The sequence below is a fragment of the Adlercreutzia sp. DFI.6.23 genome (assembly GCF_024462535.1).
Taxonomy (GTDB): Bacteria; Actinomycetota; Coriobacteriia; order Coriobacteriales; family Eggerthellaceae; genus Adlercreutzia; species Adlercreutzia rubneri.
In genome coordinates, this window is sequence record NZ_JANGBP010000003.1 from 214,736 (window position 1) to 229,548 (window position 14,813).

Genomic DNA, 14,813 nt, shown 5'->3' on the forward strand with positions numbered 1-14,813 from the left:
CACAACGTCGAAGATGGTGGCGAAAGGCGGTACGCGAGATGGCGATCGATAAGGTGAAGGCGTATTTTGCGGAATTCGGGCGCGAGGGGGATGTTATGGAATTCCCCACATCCAGCGCAACCGTGGAGCTGGCGGCTCAGGCCGTGGGCTGCGAGCCGGCGCGCATTGCCAAGACGCTGTCGTTTGCCGTGGGCGACCGAGTGGCGCTCGTGGTGTGCGCGGGAGATGCCCGCATTGCGAACCCGAAGTTCAAGGCCCAGTTTGGAACCAAGCCTCGCATGCTTCCTGCTGAAGAGGCCGAGGAGCGCGTCGGCCACGCGGTGGGCGGCGTGTGCCCCTTCGCGGTGAACGAGGACTGCGACGTGTACCTCGATGAATCACTGCGCCGCTTTGACGTGGTGTACCCGGCCTGCGGCAGCTCCAACAGCGCCATCGCCCTCGCTCCCGACGAGCTGGCCGCCTGCACACCGGGCAGCACCTGGGTCGACGTCTGCAAGTTGCCGGAGGAAGCTGTGGCGTAGAATTCCGATGCCGTTCGACATCCAAGCACCTCGCGACACCGCGGCATGGGTTCGATAGCGGCCAGGGCATTCAGTGAACGTTACGCCCGGGTGAGCTGGTCGTCTAGGTCGACTAGCTCTTGGCGGGAGTGGATGGCGAGTTTCTTGTAGATGCTTTTGGCATGGCCGCGAGTGGTGTTTTCCGAGATGAACAGCTTGCCGGCGATGGCCGATACCGTATGGCCCTTCATGAGCAGCTCGGCCACCTCAATCTCGCGCGGAGAAAGGCCGTGCTCCTCAAGGTAGCTGCGAATGCGGCGCTGTTGCTCGGAGGGGCCGTCACTGGGAACTCGTGTGGCGTCTGCTGCTGTCGCATCCGGGGAGTGCAGTGCGTCTCCCCGTTGACGCGCGCTGCCGTTGGCTGGCTTAGCACCTTGGCGGCCATCCCGGCGACTATCGCGCCGTCCCCGCCGTAACGTTGTGCCGCGGTTCAGCAGCTCCGCGTCAGTCATGGAGGCCAGCGCCTGGCCCTTTCCGCGCGTGACCAGAATGAGCGCGACCGACAGCAGCACCACGCAAAGCAAGATGACGTTCGTCCAATGGGCGAGGTCATCGGAAAGCGCCGGCCCCAGAAGCTCGGCCAGCCCGCTGCCCACGGCCATGGAAAGCAGGACGGGCCCGATGCACAGGGCGTACAGCGGTGAGGAGGGCAGTCCGTTTCGAATGGTGTACACGGCGCAGGTGATGATGAGCAGCAGGTTCACCACCTCGAAGCCGAACATGAGAAACGCCACGAGCAGCGTTGTGTACTGCTGGCCGAACAACGACGGTAGCAGGAATACGACGGTGAGCGCGGGAAAAAGTACCTGACAGATATGCAGGATGTCGAAGCCCTTCGAAAGAAACAGCTCGAGGGCCACCACCAAAAGGGCCGCCGTCGCGAATCCGACGAGCACCGCGGCGCCGCCGGAGCTTTGGGCCGGCTCGATGCCGGCGATGAGCTTCCACGAAAAACCGAGGATGCTGACGCAGAGCACGGGGCGCCATAGGTCGCCCACGGCGCGTCTCAGGGCGGGGCACGTGAGGGGCGCCGTGGCGTCGGCCTCAATTTCGGCGAGGCTCTTCTGAAGGCAGAGAAGTGCTAAGAAGGGGAGCACGCAAACGGCAGCCAGGGCTACGGCAACGGGCGGTAAAAGGCGAATGAGCAAATACAAGGCCACCGACATGGCGGCCGAAAGGGGAATGCAGATGAGGGCGCGTTGCTGGCCTTCGGTTACGTAGAACATCTCCCAAAGCAGGAAGAACAGAGCGCAGGAGCCGCCCATGAGCACGCCCGCGACCGTCGCGATGGCGCCGTCGCTTTGGCCGAAATGAAACGCGAGAAAGTAGAGAAGCGCGGCTCCGCTGAGCATGAAGCTCGCCGCCGAGGCCGTCCAATGGGGAAGCTCGCAACGGCGGAAGGCGCACAGGGCGCCCAGGGCTCCTACGGCCAGGGGCATGAGCGTCTGTTCGGTGAGAATGTAGATCTGCCAATAATCGGCGACGGCGCCTGCGCCCTGGAACCCTGCGAGCACGATAAAGGTGACGGTCCAGAAAAAGCCGAAGCCGAGGTGGTGTATTCGCAGACCTTCCAAAAGCCTTTTGGCGCGTTGCATGTGGCATCCTTCCTCCCTGGTGCATTTTAGCAGCCGCAGCCGGTGGCCGGAGGCGGCGCACCCAACAAGTTTGCGATAATACTTGGCTATGACCTGGAATTTTTCAAAAACAACCCAAAATATGTCCCCCTCAAAAGCGCGATGCCGCGCCACGTTTCGGGTTCCCGCTGCTGCGAATTTACCCAATTTGGTGGCTTACGCGAAAGGGCGGAAGAGGGCATAGTGCTTCTCGCGTTCCGCCAATGAGAGGGCCGGGGCGTCGGTTCCGGCTTCGTGTGGACAGCTTGGGTGAAGGGCCCAGGTGGCTGCCGCGAAAGCTTCGGAACCGTTCAGTCACCGAGACTATGGAGGGAAACATGACTGGAATTTCTCGTCGCAACTTGCTCAAGGGCGCTGCCTTTAGCGCCGCCGGCGTGGCCGCGCTCGGCCTGGCCGGATGCGCACCGCAGACCGAGGCCACCAAGGCCGACGCGGCGCTGGCCGAAACCGGCGAGGCCGCCAAGCACACCTGGGAAGTGAAGCCCGAGCCTATCGCGGCCGACCAGATCTCCCAGACCGTCGACACCGAGGTGCTCGTCATCGGCGGCGGCTACTCCGGCACCTGCTGCGCGCTTTCCGCGGCCCAGAACGGCGCCAAGACCATCCTCGTGGAGAAGGACGCCGTGCTGAACGGCCACGGCGTGGGCGGCACCGGCGCCATCGCCTCGCGCGCTCTGGACGACCTGGGCTTGAAGTTCGACAAGTCCCTGGAGATGGAGCGCTGGGTGTCCACCTGCGGCAACCGCTGCCGCGAGTCGCTCGTGGGCAAGTGGTTCCGCGAGTCCGAGCGCTGCATGAACTGGTTCCTCGACATGGCCGAGGCCAACGGCGCGAAGTGCATGGTCACCGTGGGCTCCAACTCCACGGTGCACCCTGAGATCGCCTGCTACCACTTCATGAGCGGCGGCCCCATCTTCGAAGAGCACACCATGGCCGACTTCGTCGAGTACATGTTCGAGGCCGAGGCCCTGAAGGCCGGCGCCGAGTTCGTCTACGAGATGCCCGCCGTGCAGCTGGTGCAGGACGAGTCCGGCAAGGTGACCGGCGCCATCTGCCAGAACAAGAGCGGTGAGTACGTGCAGTACAACGCTTCCAAGGGCGTCGTTTTGGCCACGGGTGACATCAGCTACAACGACGAGTACATCGAAGCGTTCGCCCCGGTGGCCAACCGCGTGTTCACCCGTCTGTGCTCCGACCAGGGCAACGTGGGCGACGGCCACAACATGGCCGCCTGGGCCGGCGGCGCCTTCCAGGAGGGCCCCTGGCCGACCATGATGCACCCGCAGGCCGCCGCCACCTTCCACGGCCCCTTCCTGTTCGTGAACCCCGACGGCAAGCGCTTCATGAACGAGGCCACCTGGGTTCAGGGCAAGTGCCTGGGCGTCATGTACAACGGCGGCGCCGACCATGCTTGGTCCATCTTCGATGCCAACTGGCAGAACGACCTTCTGGGCTCGCTTGAGCACGGCGGCGGCATGTTCTGGGACACCTTCCGCCCCTACGGCTCCGACTACCAGGCGGCCGTGGACGGCCACACCAAGACCGTGGAGAACGGCCTGACCGAGGTGCCGGACTACTACAAGCGCGCCGACACCCTGGAGGAGCTGGCCGAGCTGATCGAGGTGGATCCCACCGAGCTGAAGGCCACCGTCGAGCGCTACAACAAGCTGTGCAAGGCCGGCGAGGATACCGACTTCTTCAAGGAGAACCACTTCCTGTTCCCCATCGAGCAGGGCCCCTTCACTGCCTGCATGGTGGCGCCCGGCCTGCTCTCCGTCGTGGGCGGCATCCACATCTCCGATAACTTCGAGGTGCTGAACGAGAACGACGAACCCATCCCCGGCCTGTACGCCATCGGCAACTGCGCCGGCGACATCTACGCGGTGGACTACCCGATCAACATCCAGGGCAACAGCCACGGGCGCTGCCTCGTGCAGGGCAAGTGCCTCGGCGAGCAGCTGGCCGGCGTGTACCAGGAGATCTAGTGTCTGCGAAGATGCTGAAGTCCGAGGTGGTCGCTGCTGCGGTGGCCACCTCCGGCTGTGGGCCGGAAGGCGTGGAGGTCGTGGAAGGCGCAGAGGTTGAGCAGGCGTTCGGGCGCTTGGAGCATCTGTACGCCCAGCTGCCGGCGATGGAAGAGAAAGGCGCGGCCTTGGCGCGCGCCCGCTCTGCCGCCACGGTGGACGGCCTGGCGAAGGCGGCGGCCTATCGGGCGGCCGAGCTTGTCCGGGCCGACGCGTTGGTGACCGAGGCGGAGGCCCGCGTGAGCGCGGCCGAAGCCGAGGGAGAGCAGGCAGCAGGGGAGGCGCGTCTGGCGCTCATGGCCGCAGGCACCCAGCGAGGTCTGCGCGTGGGGCCGGCCCAGAACGCCGAGCAGGCCCTGGCCCGAGCGTTGGAGGCGAGTCCCTTCGACACGGTTGAGGAAGCCCGCGCGGCTATGCTACCAGCGGAATCGCTCGCCGCTCTGGCCGCTGAAGTGGAGGCCTACCAGGCCGCCTACGCCGCAGCGTTGGCCGTATGTCAGCAGTTGGAAGACTGCGAAGAACCGGAAGGTCTCGAGCAGTCGACCGCTTCCTAGCCGTTAGAAGGCCGCGAGGTTCCAAAGACTCCTCGATCTACGAGGGCCTGCGGAGCCTTAGTTCGCCGACCTCCGACCAATTCCGCGCGGGCGCTTCCCTCCCTGCGCCCGCTCCCTTTACGAGCCGCCCGCCTCCCCGGGCGGCTTTTTTGGTCGGCATGACCTCCTCGCCCGCTTCGACATCACCGGCTTCAGCGGCGCCGATGCAGCCGCCTTCTCCGAAGCCCCGAGCCCCCAGCGTCACCCAGCCCGCCCACGCTTTCATGAGGTTAAGGGTTGCGCGAGAATCCTGGCCAAAAAAGGGTCATCAACTGGCATTGCGGGCTCCTTTTTTGGCCACCGCATTGCCTTTCGCGAAAGTTGGTTGCGCCTGTTCTGTATTTCCCCTGATCAGAGGATTGCGATTGGTTGCTCGTCGCGGAGATGCTAGGCGCTGACGCAGCTTGCAGTCGATTTTTGGCCAGAATGTCGTTCCGAGGCTCTGGCAAGAGCAGTTGGTGGCTCTTATTTGCCCATCGGCGTCGACGACTTCTGATGCTTCGGGCGCGACCTGGATCCGACGTTCCCCTGCGCCGAGGCGTGGGACTGCATTTGTTTTTTACCCGAGTCGTCGGGGGCTTTCCTCTTGCGGAGGGATGAGGCCCTTGGAGCGGAACAGCTCGGCGGCGGCCATGTCGCGGTTGCGGTAGGGGAAGGGGCGACCCGCGATGAGGCAGCCTATGAACTCGTTTAAGAACGTCGGATCGGGTTCGACGCCGAGCGGGATGTTGCGGTAGTTGGCCCGCACGAGCGCGTTGCGGAACTGCAGCGACGATCGGTCGAAGGCCTCGCTGCAGTCTTGGGGAAACCCATGGAAGTGCAGCAGCTGCTGGAGGAACACGGCGACGGTGCGCGTGTTCCCTTCGGCGAAGGGGTGAATCTGCCAGACGCGCGCGATGAAGTCGGCCACCGAGGCGATGTAGGCGGTGTAGTCGCCGTCCTGCGCGGGCGCGGGGCTGAACTCCGAGAAGGCGGTTTCCAAATCGTCCTCGAGGGAGGCGTAGTCCCCGTAGGCCACCGACTCCCGTGCGAGGACGAACTCGCGCTTCGAGATGTTGTAGTCGCGGTAGTGCTGCTCGTAGAAGGGCTCTTCCATAAGGCCGCGGAAGAGGCGACCGTGGATGGCGCGCAGGGTGGCGGGGGAGAAGGTGAACCCGTTGGAGTCCAGAGCGTCGCAGATGCGGGCGCTCACGAGGTCGGCCTCCTGGGAGTAGCGGTTGACGCCGCGCTCGACCTTCTGGTCGTAGTAGTCGTCTACGATGTCGCTCAGCTCGCGGGCGCTGATGTCGCCGGCCACGTAGCGCTCGGCCGCCTCGTCGAAGGCGGCGCTGGTGGTGAGCCCGTCGACGGCCTGCAGGCCCCGGGCTCCGCGCACGCGTCGGTCGCGCACCTCGTGGGAGTAGGGCTCTTCGTAGCGCTCGTATTCCGATCCCGTGCCCACGGGCCTCCTTCCTGCTGATGGCTTCGGGCTATTGTAGCATGGGCCGCTGTTCTCTCTCCGCTACCGCACGTCGCCTTGCGTGGATCTCAGCAGATCGGATAGCTCGTTGCGCGAGTGGATATCGAGCTTTCTGTAGATATTGTTCATGTGCGTGTTTACGGTTCGGACGGAGATGATCAGATCGCCAGCGATATCGCTCACGGTACGGTTATGGGCAAGCATGACGATGATCTCGTGCTCGCGTGGGGTGAGTCCATAGGTTGCGGTAATGGCGTCGCAGCATTGGCAAATACGTTCGTCGTGAACAAGCTGTGCTGGTTTTTTGTCGAGGCCCCAAAGAGTATCGACTTTTCGGTCATCGATCATCCAGAAGGCGATCCAGATAATGGAAGTGACAACGATGAGGGCGATTATCGAGAACAAGAGCGGCGATGGGTTGGCCATCATGCAGATGGCTTTCCCTGCGAACGCTCCCAGTGCAAGACCAATGCAATTGCTGGCTATACCCTGGGCGAGAAGCGGGCGAGCAGGTATTTGGACTCGCCGAATGATCTGACAGAGAAGCGTGAAGAACGTCAAGACAAAGTAATCGATGCCAATCCACGTGATCGTGCATGAGATGGCGGGCACCTGGAAACCAATGACGGGGAGGGCGAGGAAGCCCATGGCAAGTGAGGGCGTCACGATGAATTTGAGTCCCCAGCTCAGACTGCCTCTTTTGTGCAGGATGTTTTCTATAGTGATAAAGAGTGCGGCCGAGGCTAGAGGTCCTAAGAGGCGCAGGGACTGAAGAGCAGACGCGCTTTCCGGGATCGACGAGATACACTCAAGGAGCAAGGCGAAATCAAACGCGAATAGAAGCGATCCTGCGAGCAAGATCCAAGGAGTTGCGCCGTGGGGGGCATGCTCTTTCGCAATGGTTTGGGCATAGGGTTTGTTGCCAGAGGAAATTGGCTTCGTTTTTGCAAAGACGACAGCTGAGACAAGGGGTAAGACAAGTTGAAGTACAGCGTATTTCGCAGAAGGTAGGGTGGCGCCGAGCAAGTATGCCAAGCCGTTGACCGCAACATCGACAACGAGGGCGAGAGGAACAATAAGTGATGGTTCGTCCGAGTTGCCGGCGATTTTCGACAGCCACTCGAGGAAGAGCGGCGCGGATGCGAATCCGGCAACGAGTAGCAGAAGAACTCGCCATGATGATTCCTCTGTATAAAGGGGGATGACGCGCGCTATGAAAGGCAGCACGCTCATGCACAGCGCAGATGCCCAGACGATTCCCCTGGGCGCTCTCTCCTTTTGGCGTCTTTGTTTCAGCAGGAGGGCGATGAGAGCCAGGCCGCAGCCTAGAGAGATGAAGCATCTCTCGGAAGGAATCATGGAGGTGGCTGAAGGGCTTGCTCCCGGCGATGCCAAGTAAAACGAATCCGTCCAAGCCCACCAAAGGCCAAAGCCCATGGCGAGCAGCGCAGACGATGCGCTAATAGGCAGTGTTATTCTGGCTTCCTTGTCTTCCGGTTGTTCCGCCATGGCTCCCCCTCTGCTTCAGTTGAACGATTCCGAGTATACGGGTTGTTTTTTTCTTCGCCTACGTAATGGTTGCGTAGATGCGTGAAAAGACCCGTCTGTTTTGCTCAAGACGAATGCGTTAGCCGAGATTAGGGTTGATAGTGCAGCGAAATAGTAAGGAGGTGGTTCCGCAGGAGGCTGTGTCTATGAACAACTTCTATGAGAAGGAGGAGAACTAATGAAAAGAAAACGCATCGTCGGAATAATCGTTCTGATGCTGTCGTTGGCTGTCTTCTGCCTGGCAGCTTGCCAGCCGCAAACGCGCGAGGTGGAAGCTGTCGAGCCTGAGCCAACCACCTTGGCTCAATCGGGATCGACAGAGCGTGACCCGGGTTTTTTCCCCGAGGCCGACTATACGACAAACTTTATCAATGCTGGGAATCGCGGTTGCGGGTCTTGCCACGGCGACGATTTGTACTCGTTCGTTTCAGGGTATCGGCAGCATCTGCCCTACAAAGATCTGGCAACCTATGGGCAGGGGACGAAGGTCACCGACTGCATGACGTGCCATCGGCCGCAAGCTATCGGTGGCGGCCCCATGATTGGGGAAGCGATTCATCAGGCCCATTACAATAACCAGGCATTCACGGGCAACTGCTTCACGTGTCACGCGACCACCAATGATGGGGAGTTGGTTCTCTTCGACGAGTACATCTACACCGGTGAGCTGGGTGGTTTCCCTGAGAACGTCGGTAGTCCCGAATGGCAGGAATGGATTGCCCTGCGCGGAAATGTGTCGGGAGGAGACACCATCGCGGGCATCAACGTGGTCAATGATTGGCAGCTTGACAAAGTTGAGCTAGACCAGCGCACATCTTCTCTCGAGGACTTGTTTTGCAGCGTCAACGGGCAGGTCGAAAATATCGATGTTGCTTCCTACGAGTTGAAAGTAGGCGGTGGCGTGAACAGCCCTCGCACTTTCACGCTTGATGAATTGAAGGCGCTTGGAGAGGTGACCAAGGGAACTTGCGCCATCTGCGCCGGCAATGGATTCGATTGCACCCAGGTAGGTAATATCGAGTACACGGGTGTTCTGCTCGAAGATGTGATTGAGGCGTGCGGTGGCTTGAAGGACGGCATGGTCACGGTGCAGCGCTCGACGGCCGACGGCTTCATGAACGGGTTGTACAGCCAGATTGAAGAGGATCTTGCCGAGGGGGCCATGCTCGCCTGGGCCCAGAATGGAGAGCCTCTTTCCCCGGAAGAGGGCGCACCGTTGCGTTACGTGGTTCCCGGATGGCCCGCCTATTCATGGACGAAGTATCTCACGCAAATTGACTTCATTGGGGAGGAGCGTCCCGACAAGACGGGCTGGAACGATTGGTACACAGGTTTCCCGCCCGAGGGATCCGATATCTACAACCAGATTTGCGATCCGCTGGACAGTGCCTTCTGGACTCCGAGCAAGGACGGCCAGACCTACAAGTTAGGCGATACGGTAACGTTGGAAGGCTATGTGTGGGCGGCGCAGTGCGACGAGCACCACACCTCGGCAGTGCGCTTCAGCGCCGACTACGGCTACAGCTGGACTGATATCGAAGTTCCTGCCGATTTCGATGGAGACCAATGGGTGTATTTCACGGCAAAGTGGACGCCTACGGAGCCCGGCGTGTACATGTTGTCGGTGAAGCCTGGCGATGCGGGCGGCTTCGATACCCAGACTGCCGCGTCGGTGTATGTGGTTGTGGAAGAGTAGGAAGGGGAGATCATGAGCAAGACTGTGAAAAAGGCCACGGCAGTTGTTGGTTGCGCAATGCTTGCGAGTAGTGCCATAGTTGCGCCAGCCATGGCCATTGAGTCGAATGGGACTTGTGACGCGGTCGCGATCCAAGATGTCTCGCAGGAAGCTGTTGCGACGGAGAGCCATGATGCTGTTTCCAAAGTTGTCGGTACGTTCGTCTATACGCAGGATTCGCTAAGTTCGAACGAGTACATTAGCGGCATCTTCTCCAAGGCCGCTGCGACACTTTGTGCGTCTTTGCCCGACTACGCGGTTCGCAGCGTGGCAAGCGATCTGAGAGTGAGCGGCATCGACGGGCTTTCGTGGACGGTTCCCGAGCAGATGCTCGAGGAGGGGGACTCGGCCAAGATCATCGGGTGCTCCTGCGCTTCCAATGCTCCGGGTGGCGGGGCGGTAGCGCAAGCTGAAGTCTCGGGGGTGAGCCTTGAGGCTCTGGTAGCACTTGCCCAATCTCGGTAAATAGCAAGCCTCCCCTCTACTTGCTATTTCATGAATCGGCCCGGTCGGCCCGCGTTGGCGGGAAGGTCGGGCCGATTTAGCTGTCGGCTTTGCTTATCTGAGATGCCTGCGGTTTAGCCCGCAGTTTCGCCGCTGCACTAAGCCCCCAGCGCCTCTTCCCAAGCGGTTTCCTTGAAGCCGGGGATGACGGTGGCGGCGGTGATGAGCAAGGGGCGCTTTACGAGCATGCCGTTGGTGGCGAGCAGGGCGTATTGCTCGTCTTCGGGCATGTCGGGCAGCTTCTTCGACAGCTCCATCTCGCGGTAGAGCATGCCGCTCGTGTTGAAGAAGCGCTTGAGAGGAAGCCCGCTGCGCTCGTGCCACGTGCGCAGCTCATCGGCGGTGGGATTGTCTTCCACGATGTGCCGGTCGGCGTAGGTCACGCCGTGTGCGTCCAGCCACTTCTTAGCCTTCTGGCAGGTGGAGCACTTCGGGTATTCCAAGAACAGAACATCGGCGGCCATGACGCCCTCGCTTTCTCACGCGCAGCCCGATGGGTTGCGTTCGCTCTACTTCGCTTGAGAATTATATTTGCTATACTTCGTCCGAAAAATAGATTTGCTATATTTACTATACTTGGTATATTCCTACGACCTGTCTATATTCAATAGATTTCGCTACAGTGCGGGTTTTGCAGATCAAGCTCACGCATATTGCAAAACAGTATCTTCCGGATAGGTCTTATTCAGCTGCGAGTTTGGGGCGAGAAAGCGTGCGGGCGCGAATCCGAAGGGGGCCGTTGTGTGTCATCGGTTTGAGATGGTGAGCGGGGAAGAGACCGATGCGGTGCTCGATTGGCTGCGGGCCGTGCGGCGGCCGCTGGCGAGCGGCACGGGGGCGGCGATGGCGGTGCCCCCAGCGTTCGGGAAGCCGATGGACGTGCCCTTCGACGCGCTTGATTGCTATCCCGGCGCGGAAAGCTCGGTTATTGTGATGGATGGCGAGCGGATCGAAGGCGATTGGGTTTCCGACGGCGAGGGAGCCTCCTTCGTCGGTGATCGCGGTGGCGATCTGACGAGGGTCGACCTTTTGTGGGGCGTCGATGTTTCCTGGAAGCGCGGGCTCGTGTTCAACGCGCGCATCGAATCGGCGCTGTCGGGATCGGGCCTGTGGAGTGAGGCGGTCGAGAACGGCCGCTGCATTGTGCCCGTGCGCGCCTTTTACGAGACGCGGAATGTCGATGGCGGAACAGGCGGTCGCAAGCCCCAGTATCGGTTCGCGAGTGCGGGCGGTACGGCGCTTCTGCTGGCGGGACTGCGTTTGGGCGACCGCTTCGTGCTGGTCACCTGCGAGCCCGACGCCGTGGTGGGGCGCGTTCACAGCCGCATGCCCCTCTCGCTGACGGCGCCGGAAGCCTTGGCGTGGCTGGATCGTTCCACCACCGCCCGCGACCTGCTCGCTCGTCACGCGCCCGTGCCTCTGGAAGCCCAGGAAGAACCCGCTCCCACCCGTCGTCCCTCCGACTCCGACCAAATGTCGCTGTTCTAATCGCTCTCGGGCCGGGGGCTCATGAGGTGCTCGACGCTGTGCAACGTCATGGAGCCGAGAATCTGGGCCGCCTCTTCCATGGGAACGACCTTTCCCGCGCGCACCCATTGGCGGTAGCATTCCAGGGCCATGTTGCGAATAAGCGCGCATATCAGTTCTTCGCTCTCGGACGTGATCCCCTCGCGCCAGAACAGCTCGTCGGCAAAGGCCCGGTAACGGTTCATTTGGGTGGCATAGATGCGCTCTCCGAAATCGTAGAAGCTCGGCGAGCACACCAGCTGCTCAATCATGGGAGGCTGGGCGGCCAGATAGCGAAAGAAACGTCGGGCGTGACCGTCCATATCCCAAGGGTCGTCCGGCGTTTTCTCGTAGTACTCGAAGAACTCGTCCATGATGCCGTTCATAATTTCGTCGTAGAAGGCCTCGATGGTCTCGTAGTGCAAGTAGAAGGTTTTGCGGTTGATGCCGGCCCGGTCGGTGAGGGCTTTCACGGTGATCTTGTCGAGGGTCGTCTCGGCGATAAGCTCCTCGAAGGCCGCGCGCAGGGCATTGCGCGTGCGCACGACGCGCAGATCGCTCTTCTTGTCCGCCATCGTCCCTCCTCGTCGTTTCATTGGCTGGTTAGCATCTTAGCGGTTTTGCGCTTGCTCGGAGGCCTACGTTAATGCCCACTTTCCGGAAAGTGGGGCTTAAGCCACGGGGTCGGGGGAGTGGGCAGTGCTTTTCCTGTTGACGCTTCGTAGACTGCACCCAGAAACCGATTCCGACGAGGGGTCGGAACGGAATCGAGGGCATCGGCTGCAGGCAGGCGACTATGCGGCGCCGGCCGAGGACGCCGATTGCGCACGAGAGAGCAGGAGGATAGTATGGAGCAGAAACCGAGGGGCGCCATGCTCAGCCGTCGCGGCTTTCTGAAGGCCGCTGCGGCCACGGGAGCGGCTGGCTTTGCGGGGGCGAGCCTGACGGGCATCGCTGCCAGCGCGGCTCAGGCCGAGCCCGCGGCCAGTGAAACGCTGGGCTTTACGTACCACAACGAGCACTGCCTGTGCAACTGCATGCTGCAGTGCACGGTGCGCGACGGACGTTTGGCAATGATCCAGCCGCGCGAGAACGAGGACAAGCGCTTCCAGAACGTGTGCCTGAAGGGCATCTCCGAAGTGCAGAACATTTACGGCGACGCCCGCATCCAGCGTCCCATGAAGCGTGTGGGCGAGCGCGGGAGCGGCGAGTTCGAGGCCATCAGCTGGGACGAGGCCTTCCAAATGATTGCCGAGAACTTCAAGGCCATTCAGGACAAGTATGGCAAGGAGGCGCTGTGGATCCAGTTCTCCACGGAGGCCTCCCAGCGCTTCCCACCACTTTTGGCCAGCGTGCTCGGCGCTCAGGCCGGTGGCTTGAACGGTTACGACATGGGTCAGGGCAATGGCCAGATTATGGCGTTCTCGCCCTGGATCGGCATGTTCGCGCAGAATACTATGTGGGAGTGGCCCGAGGCCAACGTGGTCATTTTAGCCAACACCAATCTGGTGGAAACGAGTCTCACCTGGTCGCGCGGCATGCTTGACGCCCAGGAAGCGGGCACGAAGTTCATCTGCCTCGACCCGCGCTTCAGCCCCACGGCGGGCAAGGCCGATCAGTGGGTGAACCTGCGTGCCGGCACCGACCCGGCGTTCTTCCTTGGCATGACGAAGTACATCCTGGACGAGGAGTTGTTCGATCGCGAGCATGTGCTGGCCCACACCGCGCTGCCGTTTTTGATCGACGCCGAAACAGGCGCCTGTTTGGCCGACGTGGTGACGGGCACCGATCCGGAAACCGGCGAGCCGGTGGAGCTGAAGACCTTTTATATGTGGGACGAAGCGACGAACGCGGCAGTGCCCCATACCGCCGAGGGCGCGGTCCCGGCGCTGGAAGGCGAGTTCACCGTAAACGGCAAGCGCTACGTGACCCAGTTCACGCGCCTTCGCAAGGACATGGAGCCCTATACCCTGGAATGGACCGCTGAGACCTGCGATATCCCCGCCGAGATGGTGGCCGATGTGGCCGAGCAGTATGCGGCCGGCCCCTCCATCATAGACAACGGCGTGGGCGGCATCGACAAGTTCGGCAACAACGACGTGGCCGGTCACTGCTACGCGCTCATCGCTTCGCTGACGGGCAACTACGGCAAGCGCGGCACTGGTTGCGGCATCTACGGCTACCACGTGACTCCCTACGAGGCGGCGCTTGGCGCATGGCCGCTGCCCGAGGGCATGGCGCCGGCGCCGAGCCCCCAGGGCTTCTACGACGTGGTGAAGGGCGACGCTATCCACGGCGCGATGTTCTTCGGCGATATCCCCACCCAGAAGGCCGCGAACTGGAACAAGACGCTGGAGTGGCTCGACTCGCTGGATTTTGTGTGCCTGGCCGACATCTACCACAGCTCGGTGGCCGACTTCGTCGATTTGGTGCTGCCCGTGTGCAGCAAGTTCGAATGCGCCGATTCCGTGGGCGGCATCAAGTGTGCCAATGCCCACATCTTGGCCAATTTGAAGGTGCTCGATCCGCTGTTCGAAAGCAAGTCGGACTTCTACATCGAGAAGGGCATCGCCGAGGCCATGGGGCTGGGCGACCTGTTCCCGGCCGATGGCGAGGAGTACGCCCGGGCGCTTCTGACCACCGATGATCCGCAGATGGCTGGCTTCACCTTGGAGAAACTGCAGGAAGCCGGCGGCGCGCTGCGCCTCATCGGCTCGGAGGATCTCATCGCCCCGGAGGTGGGCTTCACCTACGGCACGGCTTCGGGTCGCCAGGAGCCCTATTACGAGGCGCTGCTGGAGTTCGGCCAGGCCTTCCCCGCTTGGGAGGCGCCTTGCGAGGCCTATCCGGAGAACCCGCTGCGCGAGAAGTACCCGCTGCAGTTCAACCAGGCGCGCTCTCGCTTCCGCGTGCACTCGGCCTACTCTGGTGCGAAGTGGATTCAGGAAGTGGCCGAGCCCTGCATCGAGCTGAATCCCGCGGATGCTGCCGCCCGCGGCTTGGAAGACGGCGATGCGGTAGAGGTCTTCAACGACCGCGGCTCTTTCCGCACGGTGTTGCGCGTGAACGAGGCCGTGCGGCCGGAGAGCGCCTTTATGGTGGAGAGCACCTACCGCCAGTACCTGGACGGCACCATCATGCAGAGCGTTTCCAACGACACGTTGAATCCGCGCGGCTATGCCCTGCCGTTCGGTCCCATGATCCCCTACAACGACACGCTCATCGAGATCAAGAAGGTTGGTGAATAGCC

At 61.7% G+C, this 14,813-nt stretch carries 12 protein-coding genes; 7 read left to right on the top strand and 5 right to left on the bottom strand.

The window, feature by feature from the left end; all coding sequences use genetic code 11:
- Positions 1-38 precede the first annotated feature (38 nt).
- Positions 39-521: a YbaK/EbsC family protein gene (locus NE591_RS04080; protein WP_114538993.1), complete on the top strand. Its 483-nt coding sequence runs from the start codon at positions 39-41 to the stop codon at positions 519-521.
- Positions 522-601: 80 nt separating this feature from the next.
- Here NE591_RS04080 and NE591_RS04085 read toward each other — a convergent pair whose 3' ends face one another.
- Positions 602-2,155, bottom strand: coding sequence for a helix-turn-helix transcriptional regulator (locus NE591_RS04085; RefSeq protein ID WP_114538994.1), 1,554 nt, complete (start codon positions 2,153-2,155; stop codon positions 602-604).
- A 356-nt stretch (positions 2,156-2,511) separates the two neighbouring features.
- Between NE591_RS04085 and NE591_RS04090 the strand changes: the two genes are divergently transcribed.
- Both NE591_RS04090 and NE591_RS04095 read left to right on the top strand, forming a co-directional pair.
- Complete coding sequence (locus tag NE591_RS04090) at positions 2,512-4,179, top strand: FAD-dependent oxidoreductase (RefSeq protein WP_227069427.1); 1,668 nt, start codon at positions 2,512-2,514, stop codon at positions 4,177-4,179.
- Positions 4,179-4,772: a hypothetical protein gene (locus NE591_RS04095; protein ID WP_227069428.1), complete on the top strand. Its 594-nt coding sequence runs from the start codon at positions 4,179-4,181 to the stop codon at positions 4,770-4,772. The genes NE591_RS04090 and NE591_RS04095 overlap by 1 nt, the downstream gene beginning before the upstream one ends.
- A gap of 598 nt (positions 4,773-5,370) precedes the next feature.
- Here NE591_RS04095 and NE591_RS04100 read toward each other — a convergent pair.
- Both NE591_RS04100 and NE591_RS04105 read right to left on the bottom strand, forming a co-directional pair.
- Positions 5,371-6,252 carry a Fic family protein gene (locus tag NE591_RS04100; protein ID WP_114540579.1) on the bottom strand — a complete coding sequence of 294 codons (882 nt, stop codon included), beginning with the start codon at positions 6,250-6,252 and terminating at the stop codon, positions 5,371-5,373.
- Positions 6,253-6,312: 60 nt separating this feature from the next.
- On the bottom strand, positions 6,313-7,779 hold the full coding sequence (locus tag NE591_RS04105) for a helix-turn-helix transcriptional regulator (RefSeq protein ID WP_114540578.1): 1,467 nt from the start codon (positions 7,777-7,779) through the stop codon (positions 6,313-6,315).
- A gap of 217 nt (positions 7,780-7,996) precedes the next feature.
- Between NE591_RS04105 and NE591_RS04110 the strand changes: the two genes are divergently transcribed.
- Positions 7,997-9,514 (top strand): molybdopterin-dependent oxidoreductase, encoded by a 1,518-nt coding sequence (locus tag NE591_RS04110; RefSeq protein ID WP_114549431.1) that lies wholly within the window; start codon positions 7,997-7,999, stop codon positions 9,512-9,514.
- 12 nt (positions 9,515-9,526) lie between these two features.
- Positions 9,527-10,018 (top strand): hypothetical protein, encoded by a 492-nt coding sequence (locus tag NE591_RS04115; RefSeq protein ID WP_114540576.1) that lies wholly within the window; start codon positions 9,527-9,529, stop codon positions 10,016-10,018.
- 137 nt (positions 10,019-10,155) lie between these two features.
- Here the strand turns inward: NE591_RS04115 and NE591_RS04120 are convergent, their stop codons facing one another.
- The gene (locus NE591_RS04120) at positions 10,156-10,521 is read right to left on the bottom strand and encodes an arsenate reductase family protein (RefSeq protein WP_114549432.1); all 366 of its coding nucleotides are present in this window, start codon (positions 10,519-10,521) and stop codon (positions 10,156-10,158) included.
- 277 nt (positions 10,522-10,798) lie between these two features.
- On the opposite strand from NE591_RS04120, the gene NE591_RS04125 reads away from it, so the two are divergent.
- Positions 10,799-11,545 carry an SOS response-associated peptidase family protein gene (locus tag NE591_RS04125; protein ID WP_147270679.1) on the top strand — a complete coding sequence of 249 codons (747 nt, stop codon included), beginning with the start codon at positions 10,799-10,801 and terminating at the stop codon, positions 11,543-11,545.
- Here NE591_RS04125 and NE591_RS04130 read toward each other — a convergent pair.
- Positions 11,542-12,138: a TetR/AcrR family transcriptional regulator gene (locus NE591_RS04130; RefSeq protein ID WP_173114840.1), complete on the bottom strand. Its 597-nt coding sequence runs from the start codon at positions 12,136-12,138 to the stop codon at positions 11,542-11,544. The two genes, NE591_RS04125 and NE591_RS04130, sit on opposite strands and share 4 nt — an antisense overlap.
- 273 nt (positions 12,139-12,411) lie before the next feature.
- On the opposite strand from NE591_RS04130, the gene NE591_RS04135 reads away from it, so the two are divergent.
- A complete protein-coding gene (locus tag NE591_RS04135; protein ID WP_173114836.1) occupies positions 12,412-14,811 on the top strand; it encodes a molybdopterin-dependent oxidoreductase in 2,400 nt (799 codons plus the stop codon).
- Positions 14,812-14,813: the final 2 nt, after the last annotated feature.

Coding starts and splice junctions, on each gene's coding strand:
- NE591_RS04080 (WP_114538993.1), top strand. CDS start 39: ATGGCGATCGATAAGGTGAAGGCGTATTTTGCGGAATTCGGGCGCGAG.
- NE591_RS04085 (WP_114538994.1), bottom strand. CDS start 2,155: ATGCAACGCGCCAAAAGGCTTTTGGAAGGTCTGCGAATACACCACCTC.
- NE591_RS04090 (WP_227069427.1), top strand. CDS start 2,512: ATGACTGGAATTTCTCGTCGCAACTTGCTCAAGGGCGCTGCCTTTAGC.
- NE591_RS04105 (WP_114540578.1), bottom strand. CDS start 7,779: ATGGCGGAACAACCGGAAGACAAGGAAGCCAGAATAACACTGCCTATT.
- NE591_RS04110 (WP_114549431.1), top strand. CDS start 7,997: ATGAAAAGAAAACGCATCGTCGGAATAATCGTTCTGATGCTGTCGTTG.
- NE591_RS04115 (WP_114540576.1), top strand. CDS start 9,527: ATGAGCAAGACTGTGAAAAAGGCCACGGCAGTTGTTGGTTGCGCAATG.
- NE591_RS04120 (WP_114549432.1), bottom strand. CDS start 10,521: ATGGCCGCCGATGTTCTGTTCTTGGAATACCCGAAGTGCTCCACCTGC.
- NE591_RS04130 (WP_173114840.1), bottom strand. CDS start 12,138: ATGGCGGACAAGAAGAGCGATCTGCGCGTCGTGCGCACGCGCAATGCC.
- NE591_RS04135 (WP_173114836.1), top strand. CDS start 12,412: ATGGAGCAGAAACCGAGGGGCGCCATGCTCAGCCGTCGCGGCTTTCTG.